14 protein-coding genes and 1 pseudogene are annotated in these 25,877 nt (G+C 73.4%); 12 read left to right on the top strand and 3 right to left on the bottom strand.

Annotated elements, in window-relative coordinates:
• The first annotated feature begins 2 nt into the window (after positions 1-2).
• The 11 genes from PV963_RS04245 (at position 3) to PV963_RS04195 (ending at position 14,697) form a co-directional block, all read left to right on the top strand.
• Positions 3-1,580: a class I adenylate-forming enzyme family protein gene (locus PV963_RS04245; protein WP_425541012.1), complete on the top strand. Its 1,578-nt coding sequence runs from the start codon at positions 3-5 to the stop codon at positions 1,578-1,580.
• A 21-nt stretch (positions 1,581-1,601) separates the two neighbouring features.
• Complete coding sequence (locus tag PV963_RS04240; protein WP_274814199.1) at positions 1,602-2,477, top strand: methyltransferase domain-containing protein; 876 nt, start codon at positions 1,602-1,604, stop codon at positions 2,475-2,477.
• Positions 2,474-4,213 (top strand): CoA transferase, encoded by a 1,740-nt coding sequence (locus tag PV963_RS04235; RefSeq protein ID WP_274814198.1) that lies wholly within the window; start codon positions 2,474-2,476, stop codon positions 4,211-4,213. The genes PV963_RS04240 and PV963_RS04235 overlap by 4 nt, the downstream gene beginning before the upstream one ends.
• Positions 4,210-5,832 carry a class I adenylate-forming enzyme family protein gene (locus PV963_RS04230; RefSeq protein WP_274814197.1) on the top strand — a complete coding sequence of 541 codons (1,623 nt, stop codon included), beginning with the start codon at positions 4,210-4,212 and terminating at the stop codon, positions 5,830-5,832. Before PV963_RS04235 ends, PV963_RS04230 begins: the two co-directional genes overlap by 4 nt.
• 72 nt (positions 5,833-5,904) lie before the next feature.
• Positions 5,905-7,161: a nucleotide sugar dehydrogenase gene (locus PV963_RS04225; RefSeq protein WP_274814196.1), complete on the top strand. Its 1,257-nt coding sequence runs from the start codon at positions 5,905-5,907 to the stop codon at positions 7,159-7,161.
• A 66-nt stretch (positions 7,162-7,227) separates the two neighbouring features.
• Positions 7,228-8,205 carry an ABC transporter substrate-binding protein gene (locus tag PV963_RS04220; protein ID WP_274814195.1) on the top strand — a complete coding sequence of 326 codons (978 nt, stop codon included), beginning with the start codon at positions 7,228-7,230 and terminating at the stop codon, positions 8,203-8,205.
• A gap of 104 nt (positions 8,206-8,309) precedes the next feature.
• Complete coding sequence (locus PV963_RS04215) at positions 8,310-9,350, top strand: FecCD family ABC transporter permease (protein ID WP_274821934.1); 1,041 nt, start codon at positions 8,310-8,312, stop codon at positions 9,348-9,350.
• A complete protein-coding gene (locus tag PV963_RS04210) occupies positions 9,347-10,354 on the top strand; it encodes a FecCD family ABC transporter permease (protein WP_274814194.1) in 1,008 nt (335 codons plus the stop codon). The genes PV963_RS04215 and PV963_RS04210 overlap by 4 nt, the downstream gene beginning before the upstream one ends.
• Positions 10,355-10,373: 19 nt before the next feature.
• The gene (locus tag PV963_RS04205) at positions 10,374-11,192 is read left to right on the top strand and encodes an ABC transporter ATP-binding protein (RefSeq protein ID WP_274814193.1); all 819 of its coding nucleotides are present in this window, start codon (positions 10,374-10,376) and stop codon (positions 11,190-11,192) included.
• Entirely contained in the window at positions 11,189-12,928 is a 1,740-nt protein-coding gene (locus tag PV963_RS04200) for an ABC transporter ATP-binding protein/permease (protein ID WP_274814192.1), read from the top strand. Before PV963_RS04205 ends, PV963_RS04200 begins: the two co-directional genes overlap by 4 nt.
• Positions 12,925-14,697: an ABC transporter ATP-binding protein gene (locus PV963_RS04195; RefSeq protein ID WP_274814191.1), complete on the top strand. Its 1,773-nt coding sequence runs from the start codon at positions 12,925-12,927 to the stop codon at positions 14,695-14,697. Before PV963_RS04200 ends, PV963_RS04195 begins: the two co-directional genes overlap by 4 nt.
• A gap of 48 nt (positions 14,698-14,745) precedes the next feature.
• Here PV963_RS04195 and PV963_RS04190 read toward each other — a convergent pair whose 3' ends face one another.
• The gene (locus PV963_RS04190) at positions 14,746-15,525 is read right to left on the bottom strand and encodes an AraC family transcriptional regulator (RefSeq protein ID WP_274814190.1); all 780 of its coding nucleotides are present in this window, start codon (positions 15,523-15,525) and stop codon (positions 14,746-14,748) included.
• Positions 15,526-15,609: 84 nt separating this feature from the next.
• Here PV963_RS04190 and PV963_RS04185 point away from each other — a divergent pair.
• A pseudogene (locus tag PV963_RS04185) lies at positions 15,610-17,057 on the top strand (MFS transporter).
• Here the strand turns inward: PV963_RS04185 and PV963_RS04180 are convergent.
• Complete coding sequence (locus PV963_RS04180) at positions 17,058-17,495, bottom strand: glutaredoxin domain-containing protein (protein ID WP_274821933.1); 438 nt, start codon at positions 17,493-17,495, stop codon at positions 17,058-17,060.
• A 198-nt stretch (positions 17,496-17,693) separates the two neighbouring features.
• Complete coding sequence (locus PV963_RS04175) at positions 17,694-25,790, bottom strand: type I polyketide synthase (RefSeq protein WP_274814189.1); 8,097 nt, start codon at positions 25,788-25,790, stop codon at positions 17,694-17,696.
• Positions 25,791-25,877: the final 87 nt, after the last annotated feature.

The following is a 25,877-nucleotide window of genomic DNA, read 5'->3' as shown; positions in this document are numbered from 1 at the left end:
ACATGAGCGTCCTGTTCGACGAGTGCGCCGAGCATCAGGTCGGCACGCGCTTCCACCTGGACCGGCCGTTCGACATCGACGCGGACGCCCGGACCCACCACACGCTCCCACAACTCGCCACGCTCGTACGGGAGGCGGCCGGCTGGCTGGACGCCGCAGGGGCCGGCCCCGGCGACCGGGTGGCGATCGTCAAGGACAACCACTGGGACTACGACCTGCTGGCCTGCGCAGCCGTGCGCGTCGGCGCCGTCCCCGCGCAGCTGTCCGCGCACCTGTCCGGCGAGACGCTGGGGACGCTGCTGGCCCGGCTCGGCCCCGCTCTGCTCGTCACGACGGCCCAGGTGCTGGAACGCGGCCGGAAGGAAGGCGCCGACCTGGCCTCGGCGGCACGGGCCACCCTGGTGCTGGACGGCGCCGTGCCGGGGACGCTGGGCATGGACGACGTACGCGGACACACCGCTCCCGGGCCTCGCCGCCGACACGACGACGAGCCCCTGGTGATCCACCACACGTCGGGTACCACCGGTGTGCCCAAGCTGGTGGTGCACTCCACCCGTACGATCGTCGGGAAGCTGGCGCGGTTCGAGAGCGTGCGGTGGCCGCGGATCGGCCTGCGACGCAGCGACGTTCTCGCCAACGCGAGCGCGTTCGCCCACGGCAGGACGTTCTGCTGGACCGCGAGCGCCCTGTGCATGGGCCCCGCCGCGATCTCGATCATCACCACGCAGGACCCGAACCTCGCCGACCCTGTGCTGCGCGCCCATCCGCCGACCGTCCTGGAGGCACTGCCCGCCTCGTTCGTGCGCTTCCAGCCGCTGACAGAAGGACTGGACAACCCGTTCCGGCGCGTCCGTATGGTCATCAGCACGTACGACGCCGTGCATCCCCCCACCGTCCGTGCCTACCTCGGGGCGAGCCGGCACCGCGGTCCCGTGTGGATGGAGGGCTGGGGGCAGACCGAGACGGGACCGCTGACCTTCCGCTTCCACACCCGGCAGTCCGTCCGCCGGGCGTCGGGCGGGGCCGGAACCCGGAACCTCGGACGTCCGGTGCCGGTCAAGACGCGGCTGCGGGTGGTCGATCCCGACACCCACCGGCCCCTGCCAAGGGGGCAGGCGGGCCTGGTACTCGCCAGGACCGCCGCCTGCGCCCTGGGCTACGTCGGCGAGGAGGACCGCTGGGCGGCCAAGCGCCACGGCGGCTGGTGGAACACCGGCGACATCGGCGCCCGCAACCGCGACGGCAGCATCGAGCTGCTCGACCGCGAGGTGGACCGCGCGCCGCAGCTCAGCTGCCTGCGGACCGAGGACCTCCTGGAGACCCGGCTGCCGCAGGCCATGGAGTGCGTCGTCCTCGCCGAGCCGGGCCGGGACCCGCTGCCCGTCGTGATCACCGCCGACGGCGAGGTGGACCGGGCCCGCTGGAAGGAGGCGGTGCGCGACCTGCCGCCGCTGCGCGAACCGGTCGCACTCACCTGGGACCAGGTACCGCGTACGGGCACCGGCAAGGTGCGGCGCCGGGAGCTGCTGCACCGCCTCACCGGACGGACCGACACCTACGGCTCCGGCCGGTGGACCTGAGACGGGACAACGGGAGACGACATGCGCAACAGCCTGGGCCGGAACCCGGGGTACGTCTTCGACAACGACAGCGTGCACAGCGACGAGCTGCACCGCTGCCTCACCGACGCGTACGACAGGAGGACCTTCTACAGGCTCGCCGAGACGGGAGTCACCACCGGGTGGCGGTGCCTGGACATCGGCTCCGGGAGCGGAAGCGTGGCCCGATGGCTCGCCGAACGCGTCGCTCCCACCGGCGAGGTCGTGGCCACCGACATCAAGCCGCACCACATCCCGGACGGGCCGTGCCTGACCGCGGTCGGGCACGACGTGGTGACCGATCCGCTTCCCGAGGACGCCTTCGACCTCGTCGTCGCCCGTCTTGTCCTGCAGCACCTGCCCGAACGGCTTGCCGTCCTCAGCAAACTGGTGCGCGCCCTCAAGCCCGGAGGGTGGCTGCACATCGAGGAGTTCGACGCCTCCTACGAACCGCCCCTGCTCACCCCGGACGAGGAATCCGCGCGGCTCTACAGGGCCTTCCTCGACGCCAAGTGCGCTGTCATGCGGGCGGGCGGGGGAGATCCCCACTGGGCCCGCGACGTGCCGGCCGCCATGCGTGCCGCGGGGCTCGTCGACATCGACCCGCGGCCCCGCATCGAGCTGCGCACCGCGGGGTCGCCGGGCCTGCGCATGCAGCTCAACCACACGTACCACCTGCGGGACGAACTCATGGCCGCGGGCATGACCGAGGCGGAGCTGGCGGACGTACGGGCGCTGATGCGGGACCCGTCGTTCTGCGCCGCGTCCAGCGTCATCTACTCGGTGCACGGGCGCCGCTCGCAGGCCGGTGGGGCGCCCGTCCGGAGAGAAGCACCTCCGGACGACGGCCTGCGGCCACGCCCGGAGGACGCCCGATGACGCTCTGCGCGCCGCGCGCCGGGGCCACGGCACCGGTGGCCGCCGGGGTCGCGGCGCACCTTCTCGACCTGGTGGGCGACCCCGTCACCGCCACCGTCGGCTGGGACATCGACTGGCAGGGCCCGCTCTCCGTCCCCCTGGCCGACGAGCGTGCCGTGCAGGCGGCCTGCGGGATCATGCACGTCCACGGCCGGGCGGCCGGACGCCCGGCCCCGCTCGCCGTCGACTACGCCTCCACGGTGGCGGGCGTCCTCGCGGCCCAGGGAGTCTGCGCGGCACTCCTCGCGCGGGCCGGCGGCGCCGACGTGACGCATGTACGGACGTCGGTCGGTCAGGCCGCGCTGCTGGCCCTCACCCAGTACCTCGCGGCGGCGACGGCCGACGGCGACGACCAGGAGGGCTGCCTGACGTCGCGTGCCGACGCGGGGGACGAGCTCGTGCCGGCCGCCTTACCGTTCGTCTCCGCCGACGGCGTGCGCTTCGAACTCGAAGCCCTCGACGCCGACCGATGGCTGGACTTCTGGCGGCTGCTCGGCGCGGACCGCGCCGACACCGGCCGCGGATGGCGGTCGTTCCAGCAGCGGTTCGCCACCGCCACCTGCTCACTGCCCCGCGCGCTGCCCGCGGCCGCACGGCGTGCGCCGTTCACGACGATCCGGTCGGCCGCGGACCGGTCGGGAGCCGCCGTGCTACCCGTACGGGAAGACCCCGTGCCGCCCACCGTGACGTCGCCATGGACGCTCACGCCGTTCCCCGGCCCGGGCGGCACCACGATCGGCAGGGCCCGTACGAGCACGGACGGGGCACCCTTGACAGGCCTGCGGGTCGTCGAGTCGGCACGACGCGTCCAGGGCCCCCTGGCCGGCCACGTCCTGCGGCTCCTGGGCGCCGACGTCGTACGGGTCGAACCGCCGGGCGGTGACCCGATGCGCGGCATCCCCCCGATGGCAGGCACCACGTCGGCCCGCTTCAGCGCGCTCAACGCCGGCAAAGCCGTCACGGAGATCGACTTCACCACGGACGCCGGACGGCGGGCCGTCCGTGAACTCGTGTCCGAGGCCGACGTCTTCCTGCACAACTGGGCACCGGGCAAGGCGGCCCGGCTCGGGCTGGACGCCGAGGACCTGCGGCCGACGCGGCCCGGGCTGGTGTACGCGTGGGCATCAGGCTGGGGCGACGCCCTGGGGCCGGAACCACCCGTGGGGACCGACTACCTGGTCCAGGCGCACAGCGGTCTCGCCGCCGCCGTGCGGCCCGCGGACGAACCGCCCGCACCCTCCTTGATGACGCTCACCGACGTCCTCGGCGGGCTGGTCTGCGCGCAGGGCGTACTGGCGGCACTACTGGCGCGGCTTCGCACCGGAAGAGGCGGCCGCGTGGACTCCTCGCTGCACTCCGCCGCCGCCCTCGTTCCCCGAGGGCCGGGACGGCCCGCGGCGACCGACCGCCCGCTGCGCACGCGGGACGGCTACATCGCGCTCGGGTCCCGCGCCCGCGAGCGACCGGAACTCCTCGCGCGGGCGCTCGGCCTCGGCGCCTCGGCGAGCGCGGACACGATCGCCTCCCGGGCCCGGACCCGGCCCACCGAGGACTGGCTGCCCAGGCTGGCGGCAGCGGGCGTGGCCGCCACGCCGGTGTGCACCAGCCTCGCGGACCTGGCCCGCGATCCGCGGTTCGCTCCGTCGCTGACCGTGGGGGAGTACGCCGCTCCCCGCGCACCCTGGGAGTTCTCATGAGGGCCGGATGGACATCGAACGCGGGCGTCGAGATCCGTGACCTGGTACCGGCCCCGGTGCGGCGCTCCTGGTCCGAACAGGGCCTGTGCCCCGACCGGGACTTGTACACGCTCTTCTCCGGACAGGTGAGGCGGCACCCCGGCCGCACGGCCGTCATCGACTCGGCGGGCTCCGTGGACTACGCGGGGCTGGACGCCCGGGTACGGCACATCGCCGCCCGGCTCGCCGAAAGCGGCCTGGGCGACCGGGACATCATCGCCGTACGCATGCCGAACGGACGCGACGCGGTGGCCACCGAACTGGCGGTCGCCGCCATCGGAGCGGTGGCACTGCCCTACCCACCGGGGCCCGGCAGCCGGGGCCCGGCGAGCCTGCTCGCCCGCGCCCGAGCCCGCGCGGTCATCGTCAGCCACCTCTCCGACGCGGTTCCGGGTGCCCATCTCCCCTGCCTGGAAGCGGTATTCACCCTCGGGGAGGGCGGTCCGGCCGCACAGTCACTCGCGACGCCCGCGCGGCAGCCCTTCCTGCCCCGGCCCGTCGACCCCGATGCGCCCGCCCGCATTCTGGTCTCCTCCGGCTCCGAGGCCGAGCCCAAGATGGTCGCCTACTCCCACAACGCGATGGCCGGCGGCCGCGCCGCCTATGTACGCGCCCTGCACGCCGGGGACGGCCCGATGCGCAACCTCGTGCTCGTCCCGCTGGCCTCCTCCTTCGGCTCCTGCGGCACCTCCGTCACGCTCGCCGCACTCGGCGGCACGCTGCTGGTGCAGGAGTCCTTCGACGCGGCCGAGGCGCTCCGCATGATCGTCGAGCACCGTCCCACACACGTGTTCGGCGTGCCCACCATGCTGCAGCGCATCACCGAACAACCACCCGCCCGCGGGGAGGACTTCACCGGTCTTCAAGCCGTCGTCTCCAGCGGCGCAGCCCTCCCGGACGCCACCGCCGACGCGTGCCGCGCCCGGTTCGGCCGCCCTGTCATCACCGTCTACGGATCATCCGACGGCGTGAACTGCCATACCGCCGCCACCGGCCTCAGCCCCGAGGCGGGCACCGGATGTCCCGACCCGGCCGTGGCGCGGATCCGCATCATCGACGGCACCGGTGCTCCCGTGCCGGCGGGACAGCCCGGCGAGATCTGTGCCAGAGGCCCCATGACACCGCTGTGCTACGTCGCCGACCCCGGACTGGACGCCCGATACCGCACTCCGACCGGCTGGGTGCGCACCGGCGACCGCGGCCTCCTGGACGAGCACGGCAGGCTCCACGTGCTGGGCCGCATCAAGCAGATCGTCGTACGAGGCGGCTACAACATCAGCCCGGCGGAGGTGGAACGCGAACTCGCCGCGCATGCCGCCGTGGCCGAGGTGGCCTGCGTAGGTGTGCCCGACCCGGAACTGGGGGAGCGCCTGTGCGCGTGCATCCGCCAGGCGCCGGGCGCGCCCGCACCGGACCTGCAGGAACTCACGACGTTCCTGTACTCCCAGCGCGGCCTCGAGCGCCGAAAACTCCCCGAACTCCTGCTGCGCGTCAAGGAGATGCCACTCGGCCCCAGCGGGAAGATCTGCCGCCGGACCCTTGCCCTCATGGCTGCCGGTGAGACCTCGGACCCCCGCTGACCGCCCACGACCGAAGGGTCTGCCCGCATGACGGCCATGACCGGGGAACAGACAGCGCATCCAGGGAGCGATATGAACAACGTCGCCGTCATCGGACTCGGCTACACCGGTCTTCCCCTGGCCAGGGAGGCCTGCCGCGTCGGCATGCGTGTCATGGGAATCGATGTGAACCCGTCCGTCACCGCATCCCTGAACTCGGGCCGCTCACACGTCCCCGACGTCACCGATGCCGATCTCGCCGCCATGCTGGACGCCGGTTTCCGGGCGTCCGCCGACGAGAGCCGGCTGGCGGAGGCCTCGGTCGCCGTGATCTGCGTCCCCACACCCCTGGACGACACGGGCCGGCCCGACCTGTCCCATGTGCGACGCGCCGCCTCCGCTCTGGGGGACCGCCTGAAACCCGGCACCCTCGTCGTCCTGGAGTCCACGTCCTTCCCAGGCACCACGGACGACGTCGTCCGCGGCATCGTGGAGCAGGCCTCCGGGCTCAGCGCCGGAACGGACTTCTCCCTCGCCTTCTCACCCGAGCGCATCGACCCGGGCAACCAGACCTTCGGTTTGCGGAACACCCCGCGCGTCGTGGGTGGTTACACCCGAACCTGCACGAGGGCCGCGGCCGACTTCTTCCGGCACCTGTGTGACCGAGTCGTTGAGGCAGGCTCCGCACGCGAGGCCGAACTGGCGAAGCTCCTGGAGAACACCTATCGCAACGTGAACATCGCCCTGGTCAACGAACTCGCCGTCGCCGCCCGGGCCCTGGGAGTCGATGTGTGGGAGGCTCTCGACTGCGCGCGCACGAAACCGTTTGGTTTCCAGGAGTTCCGGCCCGGACCGGGTGTGGGCGGGCACTGCATCCCCGTCGATCCCGTCTATCTCACGCACTGGGCGCGCGCCGGAGGGACCCCGCTGCGGCTGGTGGAGCTCTCGCAGGAGGTCAACGCCGGGATGCCGGCGCATGTCGTGCGGCGTGCCGAGCACTTGCTGAACGAGCGGGGAAGCGCCCTGCGGGACGCTCGGGTGCTGCTGGTCGGAGTGACCTACAAGCGCAACAGCACGGACCTGCGGGCCACCCCGGCCGCCGCGCTCGTCCGGCTGATGCGGCAGAGCGGCACCGACGTCACGTATCACGACCCGTTCGTGGACGCCTGGTCGCCGGGCGGTGAACCGGTGAAGCGGTCCGTCGACGCACTGGCTGCCGCCGCGGACGCCGACCTCACGATTCTGGTGCAGGACCACGACACCGTTCCACTGGACCGGTTGCCCGAGCACGCCCGACTGCTGCTGGACACCCGGGGCCGGCTACGCGGTACCCGTGCCCATCAACTCTGAGTGATGAAAACGATTATCATGTATCTTCGGTGCGTTCGGATCCCCTGAGAAGAAGCGAGGGCATCGATGCTGCGCTCACCGTCGAGACACGTTCGAGGCTGGATCACCGCAGTGATAGTGGGGTCCGTACTGGTCGGGTGCGGCGCGTCCACCGAGTCGGCGAGCGAAGGAGCCGCCGCGGCCGGTCCCAAGACCGACGTCGCGGTGAAACCCATCAAGGCGACACGGGGGCTGACCGACGCGAACGGCGTCAAGGTCTCCCTGGAGAAGGAACCGCAGCGCATCGTCTGCCTGTTCGCGCTCTGCGACGACATCCTGACCGAGCTGGGCATCATCCCCACGGCCACGAACAGCGAACTCCTCGCCCACCCCGACTTCCTGGGGGAGAAGAAGGCCAAGGAGGTCGACGTCATTCCCGGCGGGTTCATCGCTCCCGAGGTGGAGGCGATCCTCTCCCACAAGCCCGATCTCGTCATCGGCCTGGAGGACACCCACGGCAAGCTCGCTCCGGCCCTGAAGGACGCCACCACGTTCTGGCCCATGCAGCCCGAGACGTGGCAGGACAGCGTGGGGTACCTGCGCGATGTCGCCGCGCTCACCGGCCGCACCGCCGAGGGCGAGAAGGCCGAGAAGACCTTCCGTACCAAGCTCGCCGAGGCCGAGCGGAACAAGAGTGACAAGACCGCGCTCGTCATCTACGGCAGCGACGAGAATTTCGGTGTCGCCACGCCGGGGACGGACGTGGCCGGCGGGCTGTTCCCCAAGCTGGCGGACTATCCCTGGAAGTCCCGTGGCGTGGAGGGGAGCTACAGCCTCGAGGAGATCCTCGCCCGTGACGTGGACGTGCTGTTCGTCGAGACGATCGCCTTCGGTGACGCGGACGGCAAGCTGTCGGAGAAGCTGGCGAAGAACCCGCTCTGGGAGAAGATCCCCGCCGTGCGCAACGGGGATGTCCACGAGGTGAACTCCGAGGTGTGGGCCAAGGGCCGCGGTACCCGCTCGCTGGGCATCGTCCTCGACGAGGCCACGGCCGCGCTGCGGTGAGCGCACCGCCGACCACCACTGACAGCGCGGTGGGCGGGGTGACCGAGGGCGGGCGGTACCCGCGAATCCGTGGGGGCCGGCAATTCGCGGTACTCATCGGCCTGTTGGCGGCGGCGTCCGTCTGCGCACTGAGTCTGGGCACGCCCTATGTCCCGCTGTACCGGCTGCCCGGTGCGCTGCTGGACGCCGACAGCACGCTCGCCGGGGTCGTCGTCACCGAACTCCGCGTGCCACGGCTGGTGCTGGCGCTGGTCGCCGGGCTCTGCCTGGGTGCGGCGGGGCTCGTGCTGCAGGAGGCGCTGCGCAACGCCCTGGCCGTGCCCGAGATGCTGGGCGTGTCGTCCGGGGCCGCGCTGGGAGTCGCCGCACCACTGGTGCTGGCGGCGTCCATCCCCACCGCCGTCCAGCCCTTGCTGGCCATCGGCGGGGCCGTGCTCGGCGGCGGGCTCACGCTGCTCGCCGCCGGGTTGGGGCGCAGCCCGTCCGCCGTCCTGCTCACCGGGGCCGCGGTCGCCGCCGCGTTGCAGGCCGCGCTGCTCGTGCTCATGGTGATGGCCGACCAGTTCGACCTCCAGTTGATCTACCGGTATCTGCTCGGTTCGCTCTCCGCCCGTACCTGGGACGACGTCACCGGGCTGTGGCCCTGGCTGCTCGTCGCGTCGCCCGCGCTCGTGCTGTGCGCCCCGGTGCTGTCGGTGTTGCGGCTGGGGGACGAGGACGCCGAGGCGCTGGGGGTGCGTGCGCAGCGGGCCCGGTTCGCCGCGCTGGCCATCGCCATTGTGCTGATCGCGCCCGTGACGGCCGTGTGCGGGCCGGTGGCGTGGGTCGGGTTCCTCGCCCCGCACCTGGCCAGGTGGCTCAACCCTGCGGCTGACGCGGTGCGTTGGCTGCCCTGGTCGGCGGCGTGGGGCGCGGTCGTGGTGGCCGTCGCCGACGTCCCGGCCCGGCTCGCGCTGGCGCCCGTGGAGACACCGGTCGGCGCGTGGACCGCCCTCCTCGGTGTGCCTGTCGGCGTCGCCCTGCTTCGGTCGGGCCCTCGGAAGCCGGCGGCTCGGCGAGGAGCGGCGCGGTCCGACGCCGTTCGCTCGGAGCCGCGAGGGACGGGCGCTGAAGCCGTGCCGACCGCCGGGAAGGAGACAGGGTGAAGCGGCGCTTCGCGGTGTTCACCGCACTCGCCGTCGTGTGCGCCTGCGGGGAACTGCTGGCCGGGAGAGGGATGTCCCCGGCGGTGGTCTGGGACGTCCTGGGCGGGGCCGGTGACGCGACCGAACGGCACATTCTGCTCCAACTCCGCCTGCCCCGGATGCTGGTGGCCCTCGCCGCGGGGGCGTGCCTGGGCGTGGCGGGCCTGGTTCTGCAGTCCGCCCTGCGCAATCCGCTCGCCGGCCCGGAGGTCACGGGTGTGACGCCGGGCGCGGTGCTCGGGGCCGTCACCGCGACCGCTCTCGGGCTCGCGGGGTGGGAATCGCCCCTCGCTGTGGTCGTCGCCGCCTGCGTGGGCGGGTGCAGCGGAGCCGCGCTGCTGTGGCTGCTCGCGGGGCGGGGCCGGGGAGACCCCGCGCAGATCGCCTTGCACGGCGTCCTCGTCTCGGCGGTGCTCGGCGGACTCACCGCCATGGTGCTGCTCGTCGCGCCGGGTGAGCTCGGCAGCGTCGTCCAGTGGCTCGTCGGTACGACCGAGGGCCGCGTGTGGCAGCACTGGCACCTGCTCTGGCCGTGGGCGCTCGCGTGGAGTGCCGTGGCGTGGCTGCTGGCCGGGCCCCTGACCCTGCTGCGCTGCGGCGACGACATCGCCGGTGCCGCCGGGCTGTCCGCCGCGCGGGCCCGGACCCTCGCGCTGCTGTGCGCGGTGGCGCTGACGGCGGGAGCGGTGGCCGCCGTCGGGGCGCTGGGTTTCGTCGGGTTGCTCGTGCCGCACCTCGCGCTGGCCGTGTTCGGTGCGGACCTGCGGATGACGCTGCCCGGCGCCGCCCTGGTGGGCGCTGCCGTGGTGTGCGGTTCGGACGCGGCCGCGCAACTGCTGTCGCGGCTGCTGGCGGTCGCGCTGGACTCCGGGCGGCTCACGCTGCCGGTCGGGGCCCTCACCACCTGCGTCGGAGCCGCGTTGCTGCTGGTCGTCGTACGCCGCTGGCCGAGCCGAACGTTCTGATGTCGACGAAGGACAGAGCATGACCGAACCCGTGGGGATCCGCGTCGAGGGAGTCCACTTCGGCTACCCCGGACGCCCTGTGCTGCGCGGCGCCGACGTGACCGTCGAACCAGGCGAGCTGACCGCGCTCATCGGCCTCAACGGCTGCGGCAAATCAACCCTGTTGCGGCTGGCGGCCGGACTGCTGCGGCCCGACGAGGGGCGCGTGCTGCTAGGCGGGCACGACCTCTCCCGGCTCTCCCGCCGCGCCACCGCCCGGCGCGTCGCGCTGCTGCACCAGTCGGCCCCGGCCGTCCCCGGCATGACGGTGCGTCAACTCGTACGTCAGGGCCGGTACGCGGCGCGCGGCCCGCTCGGCATGCTCCGCGAGGGCGACGACCCCGTCGTACGGCGTGCGCTGCGCGATGTCGGCGTGGAGCAGTGGGCCGAACGGGACGTCGACGCGCTGTCCGGCGGCGAGCGGCAGCGGGTCCGGCTCGCGATGGCGCTCGCGCAGGACACCCGGGTCCTGCTCCTCGACGAGCCGACCACGTACCTGGATCTGCACCACCAACTCGACGTGCTGCAGACCGTGGTGCGGCTGCGTGCGGAGCGGGGCCTCACCGTCGTGATGGTGCTGCACGACCTGGCCCACGCCGCCCGGTTCGCGGAGCGGATCGTGGCGCTGCGGGACGGTCGGGTGGTGGCCGACGGGGCACCGAAGGAGGTCGTCACTCCAGGGCTGCTCGCGGATGTCCTGAGGGTGGCGGGAAGGGTCGGCCAGGACCCCGAGGGCGGCTGGCCGGTGTGCTACCCGGATCACCCGCTGCCAGGGGACGAATACGAGGGGACCTCGTGATCGTCCACCCCGAACTGCGTCGCGCAGCACGGCACGCACGGCGCCCCCTGCTCGCGGCCACCCTCCTGCAAGGGGCCGTCACCCTCACCCACCTCGCGCAGGCCGTGCTGCTGGCCGTCGCCCTCGCCGACGTGGCCAGGGGCGACACGGACCGGCTCCCGCTGTTCATCGGGGCGGTGCTCGGCGTCGTCGTCGCCCGGGCCGGGCTCGGCCACGGGCAGCGGCGCACCGCCACCCGCGCCGGAGCGCGGGTCAGGGTCCGTCTGCGGGACGAACTCCTCGCCCACCTCGGACGGCTGGGACCCGCGCACCTGACCACCGCGCGCGCCGGCGCCGTCCGCACCACCCTGGTCGACGGGGTCGAGGGCGTCGACGCCTACGTCTCCCGCTACCTGCCCCAGCTCCTCATCACCCTCTGCGTACCGCCCCTGCTCCTCGCCGCACTGGTCGCGGTCGAACCGGCCGCCCTCCTCGGCCTCGTGCCCGCCCTGCTGCTCGCCCTGTTCGGGCCGCGCGCCTGGGACCGGCTCCTCGCCAGGCGCGGCAGGGAACACTGGGACACCTACGAGCAACTGGGCGCCGACTACCTCGAAGCGCTGCAGGGCATGCCCGCGCTGCGGGCCGCGGGCGCCGTCGGCCGCACCCGGGAGCGGCTGGAGGAACGCTCGGCGGCGCTGCACCGGGCCACCGTCGCCAAGCTCCGGGTGTCGCTCGTCGACACCGGGCTCACCGACCTGGCCATCCAGGGCGGCACCGCGGCCGCCGCGCTGCTCGCCTGCTGGTCGGCCGTCACCGGATCCACCACGGCGACCGGTACTTATCTGCTGCTGCTCCTGGCCTCCGAGTGCTTCCGGCCCGTACGCGACCTGTCCCGCGAGTGGCACGCCGGATACCTGGGCGTGTCGGCCGCCGACGGACTCGCGGCACTGCGCACCGCCGAACCCGCGGTGCCCGACACCGGAACGGCACCAGCACACTGGCCGGATCCGCCCCAGGTGTGCTTCGAGAACGTGGAGTTCACCTACGACGGTGCCGACGCGCCGGCGCTGCGCGACGTCACCTTCACCGCCGAAGCGGGACGGATCACGGCCATCGTCGGCCCGTCCGGCGCGGGCAAGTCCACGCTGCTCGCCCTGCTCCTGCGCCACCGCGACCCGCAACGGGGCCGGATCACCGTCGACGGCCAGGACGTCACCGAGTACACGCTCGACTCACTTCGGCAGGGCATCGCCGTGGTCTCCCAGGAGACCTACCTCTTCCACGCCACCATCGCCGACAACCTGCGCCTGGCCCGGCCCGACGCTCCGGACGACGAGCTGGTACGCGCCGCACGCACCGCGGGCATCCACGACGAGATCGCCGCCCTCCCCGACGGCTATGACACCGTCCTCGGCGAACGGGGCGCCACCCTCTCCGGCGGCCAGCGCCAGCGCCTCGCCCTCGCCCGGGCCCTGCTGGCCGATGCCCCGGTGCTCGTGCTCGACGAGGCGACGAGCGCGGTCGACGAACGCCGCGAGGCGGACATCGTCCGCGAACTGCTGACCGCCGCGGGCGGCCGGACCGTCCTGGTGGTCGCGCACCGCCTCGCCGCCGTCCGGCACGCGCACCGCATCGTGGTGCTCGACGCAGGACGCGTGGACGCCGTCGGTGCGCATGCCGCCCTCGTCGAGGCCCAGGGCGTCTACGCCGAGCTGGTCAAGGCGGGCCATGTCCATGAAGGAGGGCGCGTCGCATGAGCAGCACCACCGACGCCGGCGTCCCGCAGGGCAGCGCCACCGACGCGTCCGTGCCCGCTCGGGGTTCACTGCGTGCCCTGTTGCCGGCCCTCGGCGGACACCGGGCGATGATGGCCCGCACCTGCGTCGCGGCGCTCCTCGAACAGGGCTTGCTGGTCGCGCTGTCGACCCTGGCCGCGCACACCGTCGGCGCCGCCGTCATCACCGGCCGCGCCCCCTCGGCCGGTACCGTCACCGCTCTGGTCGTCCTCGTCCTCCTTCGCCCCCTGATGACCTGGCGCGAGATGGACCTCTCGCACGACCTTGCCTACCGTGTGCTGGCCGAGCTGCGTGTGCGGGTCTTCGACGGGCTCGCCCGCAGCGCACCCGCCCGCGTGGCCGGCCGGCGCAGCGGGGACCTGGCCGCGACGGCGATGGCCGACGTCGAGGCGCTGGAGTTCTTCTACGCCCACACCACGGCCCAACTCCTCGCGTCCGGCGTGGTGTTCGCCGGTGGAGCCACGGCATTGGCCATGGTGGAGCCCTGGCTGCTGGCGGCGGTGCTGCCGGTCGCCGCGCTGCTCGCCGTGGCGCCCTTCGCCGACGCACGCGGACGCGCCGCGCGCGGGGCCCGTACCCGGGCGGCCACCGCGAAGCTGTCGGCCGACACCGTCGAGGCCGTCGACGGGCTGCGTGAACTGCTCGCCTTCGGCGGGCTGCCCGAGCGGCGCGGCCGTCTCGCCGAGCAGGGCCGGAGGGTGGGCGAGGCCCAGCGCGCGGAGGCCACCTGGGAGGCCAGGGCCGCCGCCGTACGCGATCTGCTCATCGTGCTCGCGGTCCTCGGCGTGGTCGCCGCCGCCGCACAGTCCGTGACCTCCGGACGGCTGCACGGAGCGTGGGCCCCGGCAGCGATGGCGCTCGCCCTGTCGGTGCTGGGCCCGGTCGCCGAGTCGGCCAGGGCGCTGAGCCAGGCCGTGGGTCTGCGCGCCGCGGCCGCCCGTGTCGACGCGGCGGTGAAAGCACCCGCCCTCGCTCCACCGCCCGCCTCACCCCGCCCACTTCCCCCGGGCCCGCTGGGGGTCCGACTGCACCGGGTGAGTTTCGACTACGGGGGCCGGCCCGTGCTGGACGGAATCGAGCTGACGGTTCCCGCGGGGCAGACCCTCGCCCTGGTCGGTGTCTCCGGAGCTGGGAAGTCCACGTGCGCCCATCTGCTGGCCCGCTTCTGGGACCCGTCCGAGGGAGCCGTCCACCTGGTGTCCGGCGACGGCGACTGCGTCGATCTTCGCGACCTGGCCGACGCCGAACTGCGCCGTGCCGTCGCCGTCGTGGGCCAGGACACCCCTCTCTTCCACGGCACCCTCGCCGAGAACCTGCGCCTGGCCGCACCGGACGCGGACGACGACCTCCTCGCCGAAACGGCCCGGTTGTGCGGCGTCGACCGGATCGCCCCCACGGACACCCTCGTCTCGGAGCGCGGCGCCACCCTCTCCGGCGGCCAGCGCGCCCGGATCGCTCTCGCACGCGCGCTGCTGGCCGAGCCGAGGATCCTCGTGCTGGACGAGACCACCGCACACCTGGACAACGCCGGTGACGTCCAACTCACCACGGCGCTCGCCCAGGGCAACCGCACCACGATCGTCATCGCCCACCGCCCCACGACCATCCGCCGCGCCGACCGCATCGCCGTACTCGAAGCCGGCCGCATCGCCGAGCAAGGAACCTGGGACGACCTCACAGCCCGCCCCGACGGCGCGCTCAACCGCGTGCTGACCGTCATACCGTCCTGAACTCGGTGCACTTGGTGGCGGCCGGCTGACTGGTTTCGTGCCGTGCGGTCAGCCTCCCCCGAACACGGCGTCGCCGCTGAGGTAGCGCGACGGGGAGGTGCCGACGGTGCGGCGGAAGGCCGCGAGAAACGCGCTCGGCGTGGCGTACCCCACGGTGCGCGCGACACGGGAGACGGGCTGGCCTTCGGCGAGCAGCGGCAGGGCGGCCCGCAGCCGCATATGGGTGCGCCAGCGGTCGAAGCTCATGCCCGTGTCGTGGGCGAACAGGCGCGTCAAGGTCCGTCGGCTCACTCCGACGGCCCGCGCGTGGGCATCGAGGCTTCGCGGGTCCGCGGGATCGGCCAGCAGCGCGTCGGCCACGGCTCGTACGCGCTCGTCCGCGGGACGCGGCACGTCGATGGGCGTGGCCGGCAGCGGGCGCAGCAGATCCAGCACGACCGCCTCGGCGCGCAGACGTGCGTCGTCGGCGAGGTCCTCCCGGTTGAGATGGGCGATCAGGTGGCCCAGCAGCCCGTCGACAGCGACAGCCGTGGGCTCTCGCCAGTCCAGAGGGCACCGGTCCGGTTCGAGGTAGAGACTGCACAACACCGCGTCCCGGGTCGCACCGGTCCGGTGGACGACTCCCGCGGGCAGCCACAGCGCCCGGGTGGGCGGCAGGACCCAGTAAGTGTCGTCCACGGCGACGCCGAGCACACCACGTCGAGTCCAGGCCAGCTGGTGCTGTGGGTGCCGGTGCGACGGGATCCACTGGCCTGCCGACAAGGGGAAGTTCCCCACGACGATCGCCCCCACCCCCGGTGGGGCGGCTTCTTCGAAGGCTTCGGACACGCATCCGAGCGTATGTCCTCAGCGCGACACTGCGTGGCCCCATCGCGGATTGTGGCCATCGGGACCGCTCCATAGCGTCGTCGCATGCCCCTCAACCATCCGCGCCCGGAGCGCTGCGCACCGACCCTCTCCACAGCGGCCGGCCGTCGTCGACCGGCACTGATCGTGCTGTGCTTCGTGCAGTTCATGCTCGTCCTGGACGACAACGTGGTGAGCGTCCCCGCATCCGGGACGAACTCGGCTTCAGCACCGCGGGCCTGGCCTGGGTCGTCAACGCCTACTTTCTCGCCTTCGGCGGGCTGCTGTTGCTGTTCGGCCGTGCGGCGGACCTGTGGGGCCGCCGCCGCGTGTTCCTCAGCGGCGTGGCACTGTTCGGCGCGGCGAGCCTGATCTGCGGGCTCGCCCAGGAACCCTGGCAACTCGTGGCCGGCCGGTTCGTCCAGGGGGCGGGCGCGGCCATGGCGAGCCCGGCCGCCCTGTCCCTGATCACTCTTCTGTATCCCGGCACCGAGGAACGCGCCAAGGCACTCGGCATCTGGGGTGGCATCGCCGGTCTGGGCGGCACCACGGGGCTGGTGATCTCCGGTGCGCTGACCGGCCTCACCTCCTGGCGCTGGATTTTCCTGATCAACCTTCCGGTGGCCGCGCTCGCGCTCGTGCTGCTTCCGCGCCTGGTCGACGAGAGCCGGGCCACCCGTAGGGCCGGCCTGGACGTACCCGGTGCGGTACTGGGCACCGGCGCCGTCCTGTCCGTGGTCTACGGGCTGCTCCAGGCCGGGGAGTCGGGTTGGGCCGACGTGTCCTGCGTCGGACCGCTGCTCCTGGCTGCCGTCCTGGGAATCGCGTTCCTCGTGGTGGAGTCCCGCACGGCCGAGCCGTTGGTGCCGTTGCCGTTCCTGTCGTTCCGGCCCCGTGCCGTCGCCAACGGCACGACCCTGCTGTTCTCCGCCGCCTTCTACGCGATGGCCTTCCTGCTGATGATCCACCTGCAAACCGTGCTCGGCTACGGCCCGCTCGAGGCCGGCCTCGCCTACCTGCCCTACTGCGCCGGAATGCTCACAGGCATGTGGCTCTCCTCCCGCGCGGTGATCAGGTTCGGGATGCGCTCGCCCCTCGTCGTGTCGTTCCTGATCAGCTCGGCCGGGCTGCTCCTGCTGTCCGGCGTGGCGCCGGGCGACTCCTACGTATCGGGTGTACTGCCGGGCATGCTCGTCACGAGCCTTGGCTGCGGCCTGAGCCTGCCGGTCCTGACGGGCGTGGCGCTCACGGGCACCACCGAGGAGAACGCCGGTCTGGGCTCGGCCGTCCTCAGCTCCGTCCAACAGATGGGTGGCGCTGTGGGTGTGGCCGTACTGATCACCTTGGCCGCACGCCACAGCGACGCCCTGGCCGACTCGACCGACCCGCTGCGAGCCGCGACGGAAGGCTTCTCCTTCGCGCTCACCATCGCGGCAGCCCTCCTCGCCCTTGGCGCCGTCCTCATCGCCGGCCTCCTTCGAAGCCGGCGCGTTTCTCCGGGACGCGACTTCTGATCACGCGGAACGGGGCAGCTGGTCACGCACCCATGCAGGATCGGGGTTGGTGTGTGGCCGGCCCGCCACGACGACAGTCGGCACCGTCTCGTTGCCGTCGTTCGCTGCCCTCACCGCTGCGGCTCCTGCCGGGTCACGCCAGATGTTGACCCAATGCAACTGGCGGGCGCTGCGGCCCAATCGGATGCGCAGTCGTATGCAGTACTTGCAGCCCGGCCGCCAGAAGACGACCGGCCGGCCGTCGACCGCGCTGCGGCGTCGCGCCTCCGGCGCAGCGGTCGACCGCGGGAAGAACAGGGGCGAGTTCACGCCTGCGAGCACCAGGAACACCAGCAGGATTGCTGTGGCCGCGCCGGCGTCCCCCCCGAAGGCCGGCCCGGTCGCGACGGCTGAGCCGCTGAGCACAAGCACAATCGGCAAGAACCAAGCGCGCATCATGGTGATACAGGCTACAGATGAGTCGAAGTTGTCCAGGAGGATCGCGTCGAACCGGGACCGCTCCACCTGGTAGGCGAACGAGGTCGGGTCGGCCGGCCGGGGCGACAGCGTGAAGGAGAACCGCCAGGGGTCAAGTGCTCCCGGCCGGGCCGCCGCCGACCACGATGACGTCGAAGTCCTGCGGCGGCTCGGCAGAACTCACTGGTCTCCCTTCGCGGTTCGGGCGTCGATCCAGGTGCGGATCGCCGACACGGTCGTCTCGGCGTGTTCCTGCATCATCGTCAGATGGTCACCGGGGACGTCCACGACGGCGTGCGCCGCAGGCCAGGACGTCCGCCAGTCGTCCGCGTCGGCGCAGGCCGCCATGGCGGGCGTGGGCCGCAGCGCGCGCACGAGGAGCGTGGGTGCGGCGACCGGCTCGGGGTCCCAGCCGAGGAAGATCCGGTTGTAGGCACCGATCGCGGCCAGGGCGCTGTCGTCGCCCCCGGTGAAGAGGGGCTGTCCGGTGTCCTGCGGCGGTGGGGCGGCCAGGGACAGCAGCCAGTCCTTGCCGCTGTTGTCCGGCGTGATGTGGTAGGTGTCCAGCAGCACCAGGCCGGTCGGTGCCCGGCCCATGCTTTCCAGCTGGTGGGCCACCAGGTGCGCGACATTGCCGCCCGCCGACCGTCCTACGACCACGAAGGGCCCGTCCCCGACGTGCCGCAGCACGCTCTCGGCCTGCGTACGCGCCAGCGCGGCCCGGTCCTGCGGTACGGCGGCCCCGGCGCCGATTCCGGGGTGCGGGAACTCCAGGACCTCCAAGGCCTCCAAGTCGTCCTGGAGAGCACGGTGGAAGCGAGGGAAGTCCCCGTCGTCCGAGGCGAGCGACGGGTGGTAGGCCGGGAAGTAGACGACCGTCGGCCTTCCGGAGCCGGAGCGGCCGGGGGAGCGGCGGATCGGGGGGAGCGCGTGCTCGCGGCCCTGGGCGGCCGTGAAGGTGGGCAGCGCCCAGGACGCGGTGACGAGCAGGTGCATCGCCGCCACCGGTTGTCCGGCGGCACTGACCGTCCGGAACAGCGAGGAGAGGGTGTACGCGGGCCGCTCGGGCCCCGTGGCCCCTGGGGCCTCGGCGGCTCCCGCGGCCTCAGGGGCTCCTGGGGACTCGGGGACTGCTGCGGCGGCCGGTTCGCAGTCCAGCAGGCCGAGCAGGTGGCGTGCCAGCCCCTCGGCCGTGCGGTGCTCGAACACCACCGCGGCCGACAGCCGGAGCTTCAGCGCCATGCTGATCCGGTTGCGGATCTGCACGGCGGTCAGGGAGTCGAACCCCAGGTCGGCGAGGCTCTTGCCGGCCGGGAGCGCGTCGGCGTGCGGGTAGCCGAGCACCGCGGCCACGTCGGCCCGCAGCAACTCCACGAGTGCCGACCCCCGTTCGCCCGGGGGCATGGCGGCCAGCCGCTTCCGCCAGGCTCCCGGCTCCAGCATCTGCCCGGGAGACCCCGCGGAGCCCGAGGCGGTCGCCGCTGCGGTCGGCCGGTGCTGCCGGACGAGTCCGCGCAACGGCGGTGGCAGGTGCCCCGCACCGGACCGAAGCGCAGCCCGGTCCAGCAGGATCGGCGCCAGGACCGGCTCCGTCGAGCCCAGCGCGGCGTCGAACAGGGCCAGGCCCTGCCGCGTGGACAGCGGCACGAGTACGTCACGTGGCTGTGAGCGCTGCGGAGGCGGGTCCGCCGCCATTCCGCCGGCGTGTTCCCACGGGCCCCACCCCAGCGAGACCGCCGGCAGTCCCTCGGCGGCGCGGCGGTGGGCGAGCGCATCGAGGAACGAGTTCGCGGCCGCGTAGTTGCCCTGTCCCGCCCGGCCCAGCAGACCGGAGACGGAGGAGAACAGGACGAACGCCGAAAGACCCATGTCCCGGGTCAGTTCATGCAGGTTCCAGGCCGCGTCGGCCTTCGGCCGCAACACGGCCGCCAGGCGCTCGGGGGTCAGCGAGTCCAGCACGCCGTCGTCGAGAACCCCGGCGGCGTGCACCACAGCGGTCAGCGGCGGCTCGCAGCGCTTGACCACCTCGGCCAGCGCGGCACGGTCGGCCGCGTCACAGGCGACGATGCCGACCCGCGCCCCCAACTCCCGGAGCTCGCCGCGCAGTTCCGCCGCTCCGGGTGCCTGCGGCCCACGGCGTCCGGTCAGCAGCAGATGCCGTACGCCGTGTTCGGTGACCAGGTGACGTGCCAGCTCCGCGCCCAGCGCGCCGGTGCCACCGGTGATCAGCACCGTGCCGTCCGCGTCGAAGACAGCCCCCGCGCCCGAGGCATCACCGGCCGCGGCCAGTCGCGGAACCGTCACCTGCCCGTCCCGCACCCGGAGTTGTGACTCACCGGTGGCGACGGCCGAAGACAGCATCCGCAGCGACTCGGGCCGCCCGTCGACATCCACCAGGACGACCCGACCGGGCAGCTCCGACTGCGCCGTGCGCACCAGTCCCCAGACCGCCGCACCCGCCAGGTCCGGCACCGGCCCGGTGGCATCCCGCGTCACCACGACCAGCCGTGAGCCCACCGTGCCCGGATCGTCCTGCCAGTCCTGGAGCGCCTTGAGCACTCGGCTCGTCAACTCGTGAGTGGCGGAGAGCGGATCGGAGCCGGTGGCACGGGCGACGGCTGCGACGGCGACGACTTCGGGATGCACGCCGCCGGGCAGGAACTCGGCGAGATTCAGCTCGTCCGGCCCGCGCACGGCCCAGGCATGCCCATCGGCCTCGCGGGAGAGACCACCGGAGAGGCCGAGGGCGGACCACTCGGGGCGCAGCAGAGCCCTTCGTACGACGTCGTCCGTCATGTCGGCCCGGTCCGTCCGGTCGGCCGGGAGTTCCCGGGTGGCCAGCGAGTCCACGCGTGCCACGAGCAGGCCGGACGGGTCGGCCAGGGTCAGCGAGACCGTGTCCGGGCCCGTCGACGTCACGCTGACCCGCAACTCCGTGGCTCCCGAGGCGTGCAGGCTCACCCCGCTCCAGGCGAACGGAACCCGAACCGTGCTCGCGTCTGCGGACGCGGCCAGCAGCGGCGCGTGCAACGCGGCGTCGAACAGCGCCGGGTGGAGTCCGAAGCGGCCCGCTTGCGACGTGTACGACGCGGGCAGCCGGACCTCCGCGAAGACGTCGTCACCGCGCCGCCATACCGCGCCGACCCCCTGGAAGGCAGGCCCATAGGCGAGGCCGGCATCGGCGAGGGCGGCGTACGCGCCGGTGAGATCCACCGCCTCGGCGCCCGGGGGCGGCCACTGGGTCGTCTCGCCCTGCGCAGCGCGACCTCGGCCCAGCTGTCCGGAGACATTCCGGGTCCACGGGGCGTCCTCGGCGGACTCCTCCGGCTCCTCCGCGCGGGAGTAGATGTCGACCGGCCGCCGCCCCGAGTCGTCGTCCCGCGCACCCACCACGACCTGGACCCGCACCCCCGCGGAACCGGTCAGAGCGAGCGGTGACAGCATCACGAGTTCGTCGATCGCGCCGCAGCCCACCTCGTCGCCCGCCCGCAGGGCCATCTCCACGAACACCGTCGCCGGCACGATGCTCCTCCCGGCGACGACATGGTCCCCGAGCCACGGGTGGGTCGCGAGGGACAACAGCCCGGTCAGCACCGTCCGCTCGGTGTCCGGCACCGGGAACGCCGGGCCCAGCAGGGCCTCGGCGCCGGCCGCCGCCGGGCGCGGCGCGTCCAGCCAGTACCGCTGCCGCTGGAAGGCGTACGTCGGCAGGTCCACGCGGCGCGCGCCGGAACCCGCGTACACCGCCGCCCAGTCGACAGCGGCCCCGGCCACATGCAGCCTCGCCACGGCCGACAGGAGCGTCTCCGGTTCGTACGCACCGCCTCGTGTGGCCACGGCGAGAACGGAGCCGCTCGTGGACGCGTCGGTCAGACAGTCGGTGGCCGCGGCGGTGAGTACGGGCCCGGGGCCGAGTTCCAGATAGGCGCAGACCCCGTCGTCCGCGAGCCGGCGCACGGCGTCGGCGAAGCGCACGGGCTGCCGGGCGTGCCGTGCCCAGTACTCGGGCGAGCACAGTTCCGCGGGCTCGGCGAGGCGGCCGGTCACGGTGGAGACGATCGGGATGCGCGGCGGCCGGAAGGTCAACTCACGGGCCACGGCCAGGAATTCGTCGAGCATCGGCGCCACCAGGGGCGAGTGGAAGGCGTGACTCACCCGCAGCCGTACGGCCCTGCGACCGCGCTCCTCGAAGCCGGCCGCGACCGCGAGCACCGCGTCCCGCGCGCCTGAGATCACCACCGAGCGGGGCCCGTTGACGGACGCGACGGCAACCTGCGCCATCTGAGCCACCGGTGTCACCTGTGCCCCGAACTCCGCGAGCGCGGTGACGACTTCCTCCTCGGTCCCGTCCAGCGCCACCATCGCGCCGCCGTCGGGCAACGCCTGCATCAGCCGGCCGCGCGCGGCGACGAGCGTCGCGGCGTCCGGCAGGTCGAGCACGCCGGCGACGTGCGCGGCCGTCAGCTCGCCGACGGAGTGGCCCACCAGGCGGTCGGCTCGCACGCCCCACGACTCGAGGAGCCGGAACAGCGCCACCTCGAAGGCGAACAGTCCGGCCTGGGCGAAGTCCGTACGGTCCACCAGAGCCGCTTCCGGCGAGCCCGGCTCGGCGGACAGCACCGCGCTCAGCGGCTGGGGGAGACGGTCGTCCAGGTACCGGCGGACCTTGTCGAAGGCGTCGGCGAAGACGGGGAAGGCGGCGCGTAGTCCGGCGCCCATCCGGGGGCGCTGGGCGCCTTGCCCGGTGAACAGGAAGGCCGTACGGATCTCCGGGCCCGCGAGGCCTCGTACGACCCCCGGTGTGTCCCGGCCCTGTGCGAACGCGTTCAGCGCGTCCAGCATCCGGGTCCGGTCTCCGGCCGGGACGAGCGCACGATGGGTGAGGGCGGAGCGCGACACCGCCAGGGAGTAGCCGACGTCCGTGGACGACTGGCCGGGCCGGGTCGCCACTTCCGCCGCGAGACGTCGGGCCTGGGCGCGCAGGGCGGTCTCGTCGGCGGCGGAGAGCAGCCATGGAACGGGCGGTGTCGCGGCCGGCTCCGGGGAGACCGCCGCAGCCGGGGGCACCGCCGCCTCCCGTGAGACCGCAGTCTCCTTCTCCGGCGCCTCTTCCAGGATCACATGCGCGTTGGTCCCGCCGATCCCGAAGGCCGAGACCCCTGCCCGCCGCGGCCGGTCCGAGACCGGCCAGGGCCGTGGTGCGGTCAGCAGTTCCACGCGGCCGGCGGACCAGTCGACGTGGGGTGTGGGCGAGTCGGCGTGCAGGGTGCGGGGCAGTTCGCCGTGCCGCATGGCCTGCACCATCTTGATGACGCCGGCGACTCCGGCCGCCGCCTGCGTGTGCCCGAGGTTGGACTTGACCGACCCGAGCCACAGCGGCTGCTCGCGGCCCTGGCCGTACGTGGCCAGGAGGGCCTGCGCCTCGATGGGGTCGCCCAGCCGGGTGCCCGTGCCGTGGGCCTCCACCGCGTCCACGTCACCGGTGCGCAGCCCCGCGTCCGCCAGCGCCCGCGTGATCAGCCGCCGCTGTGCCGGCCCGTGGGGCGCGGCGAGCCCGTTGGACGCGCCGTCGGAGTTCACGGCGGAGCCGCGGAGTACCGCCAGGACCGGATGGCCGCTCCGCCGCGCGTCGGACAGTCGCTCCAGCAGGACGAGTCCCACGCCCTCGCCCCAGGCCGTACCGTCGGCCGCCGCCGAGAACGACTTGCACCGCCCGTCCGGCGACAGCCCCCGCTGCCGGCTGAACGCGAGGAACGGCTTGGGCGTCGCCATCACCGTGACCCCGCCGGCCAGCGCCAGCGAGCACTCGCCCGAGCGCAGCGCCCGCGCCGCCCAGTGCAGCGCCACCAGCGAGGACGAGCACGCGGTGTCGACGGTGATCGCGGGACCGCGCAGACCGTACACGTACGAGATCCGCCCGGAGGCCACGCTGCCCGCCGAGCCCAGCCCCAGGTGCGCCTCCAACTCGTGGTAGCGGGTGAGGCGGGCGGAGTAGTCGCCGTACATCACGCCCACGAACACGCCGGTGTCGCTCTCGCGCACCGACGCCGGGTCGATCCCGGCCCGCTCCCACACCTCCCAGGACGTCTCCAGGAGCAGCCGCTGCTGCGGATCCATCGCGAGCGCCTCGCGCGGCGAGATCCCGAACAGTCCGGCGTCGAACTCCGCGGCCCGGTGCAGGAACCCGCCGTGGCGCGTGTACGACGTGCCGATCCGGTCGGGATCCGGGTCGTACAGGGCGTCCAGGTCCCAGCCGCGGTCGGCCGGGAACTCCGAGATGGCGTCCCGCCCCCGCGACACCAACTCCCACAGGTCCTCGGGGGAGTTGACGTCACCGGGATACCGGCAGCCCATGGCGACGATCACGACGGGATCGTCCTCGTCGGACCGGTCCTGTCCGCCGTGCGCCCGCGGGCGCCGCACGGGCTCGCCCTCGAAGAGCGCCACGCGCAGGTACCGGGCCACCTCGGCCGGCGTCGGGTGGTCGAAGACCAGCGTCGACGGCAGGCTCAGACCGGTCAGCGCGCCGAGCTGGTCCGCCAGCTCGACGACGCCGACGGATGTCATGCCGAGATCGGCGAAGGGACTGTCCGCGTCGGGCAGATCGCCCGGCGTCCGCCGGCAGACCTCGGCCGTTTTGGTGAGCACCGTTGCGCGTAACGCGTGTTCCCGCTCGTCGGGCGGGAGAGCGAGGAGCCGCCCGCGCAGCGTGCTGTCGGCCGCGACCGAGGAGGCCGGAGCGGGGGCGACCAGCTCGTGCCGGGTGATCTTGCCGGACGCGGTGCGCGGGACGGCGGCGATCTCGCGGATCTCGGCCGGCACCTTGTAGTCGGCCAGCCGGGTCCGGCACTCGGCGAGCACCTGTCGTGCGTCGATCCCGTCCGGACCCGGTACGACGAAGGCGACCGGCACCTCGCCGAGCACGTCGTGCGGGACACCCACGACCACGGCCTCGGACACGCCGGGACACTGCGCCAGGGCCTGCTCGATCTCCGTCGGGTGGATGTTCTCGCCGCCGCGGATGATCAGCTCGCCGACCCGGCCGGTGAGCCGGAGATGGCCGTGCTCGACGCGGCGGCCGAGGTCGCCGGTGCGGTACCAGCCGTCCCGCAGCGCGGCGGCCGTCGCCTCGGGCTGCTCGTGGTACCCGGTCATCAGGCTCGGTCCGCGCACCCAGACCTCGCCCTCGGCCCCGTCCGGTGCGTCCTCGCCGCTGCGTGGGTCGACGACGCGTACGTCCATGCCCGGGACGGGCGGCCCGCAGGAACCGTCGACCCTCGGCCCCTCGGGGCGGTTCACCGCGATCATGCCGCAGGTCTCGGTACTGCCGTACGCGTCCAGCAGCGGCGCCCCGAGGGTCTCCTCCACGGCCGCGCGCATCGCGGGGCCGCTCGGGGCGCCGGCCACGACGCACATCCGCAGTGCCGGCGGGGCCGCGCCGCCCGAGTCGAGCAGCCGGTGATACGTCGCGGGCACGCCGGCCAGCATGGTGAAGGGCCCGCCGAGCCCCGCGTGCGCGGTGAGCAACTCCTGCCGCAGACCGCCCGGCGGCAGCAGCTCACCGGCGATCCGGGCGCTCGCGCCCACGGCCGTCACGCCCAGGATCGCCAGCGAGTGACTGAAGCTGTGGAACAGCGGAAGCGGCCAGAGCAGACGGTCGTCAGACGAGAGACCGAAGATCGGGGCGTAGCAGGCGGCCACGGACCACAGCGCGGCCCGCTGCGTGGACAGCACACCTTTGGGCCGGTGCGTGGTACCGGAGGTGTAGAGGATCCAGGCCGGATCGTCGAGGCCGAGCGTGTCGATCTGCGCGGACCCGTCGCTCTCGGCCGCGCTCCGAAACAGCCGGGCGCCGTCCGGGACCGGGCCGGTCCCGGTGACCAGGACGCCCAAGCGGTCCTGCGGCGGGCCCAGGCGTCGTAACTGTGCGAGGTGCGCGGTGTCGGTGATGACGAACACGGCGCCGCTGTCCTTCAGGAAGTGGGCCAGCTCGGCGTCCAAGGACCGCGGGTCGAGCGGGACGCCGACCATCCCGGCCCGCAGGACGGCGAGGCAACTCTCCACCATCTCCACGCAGTTGCCGAGGCAGATCGCGACGCGGTCACCGCGACGCAGCCCTGTCCCGGTGAGGTACGCGGCCAGCGAGCGCGTGCGCCGCTCCAGCTCTGCGTAGGTGACGCTGCGCGAGGAGTCGGAGTAGGCGACCCGTTCCCCAGCCACCTCGGCGTGCTGCCGTAACAGCTCCGGCACCGGCCGGACGAGCTCGTCACGCCTCATGTCTCCGCCTTCCAGGCCCATCGTGCCGCAACGATGTTGAGCGTAGAGGTTGCCGACCGTCGAGGGGGCTACTCGTACGGCACGCCG

It is taken from the genome of Streptomyces coeruleorubidus (assembly GCF_028885415.1).
GTDB lineage: Bacteria > Actinomycetota > Actinomycetes > Streptomycetales > Streptomycetaceae > Streptomyces > Streptomyces coeruleorubidus_A.
Note: the sequence above shows the minus strand (reverse complement) of the source record. Positions and strands in the feature narration are given on the sequence as shown.

Bases quoted from the DNA above. Each gene is read 5' to 3' on its own strand.
- PV963_RS04245 (WP_425541012.1), top strand. From the start codon at position 3: ATGAGCGTCCTGTTCGACGAGTGCGCCGAGCATCAGGTCGGCACGCGC.
- PV963_RS04240 (WP_274814199.1), top strand. From the start codon at position 1,602: ATGCGCAACAGCCTGGGCCGGAACCCGGGGTACGTCTTCGACAACGAC.
- PV963_RS04235 (WP_274814198.1), top strand. From the start codon at position 2,474: ATGACGCTCTGCGCGCCGCGCGCCGGGGCCACGGCACCGGTGGCCGCC.
- PV963_RS04230 (WP_274814197.1), top strand. From the start codon at position 4,210: ATGAGGGCCGGATGGACATCGAACGCGGGCGTCGAGATCCGTGACCTG.
- PV963_RS04225 (WP_274814196.1), top strand. From the start codon at position 5,905: ATGAACAACGTCGCCGTCATCGGACTCGGCTACACCGGTCTTCCCCTG.
- PV963_RS04220 (WP_274814195.1), top strand. From the start codon at position 7,228: ATGCTGCGCTCACCGTCGAGACACGTTCGAGGCTGGATCACCGCAGTG.
- PV963_RS04205 (WP_274814193.1), top strand. From the start codon at position 10,374: ATGACCGAACCCGTGGGGATCCGCGTCGAGGGAGTCCACTTCGGCTAC.
- PV963_RS04195 (WP_274814191.1), top strand. From the start codon at position 12,925: ATGAGCAGCACCACCGACGCCGGCGTCCCGCAGGGCAGCGCCACCGAC.
- PV963_RS04180 (WP_274821933.1), bottom strand. From the start codon at position 17,495: ATGATGCGCGCTTGGTTCTTGCCGATTGTGCTTGTGCTCAGCGGCTCA.
- PV963_RS04175 (WP_274814189.1), bottom strand. From the start codon at position 25,790: ATGAGGCGTGACGAGCTCGTCCGGCCGGTGCCGGAGCTGTTACGGCAG.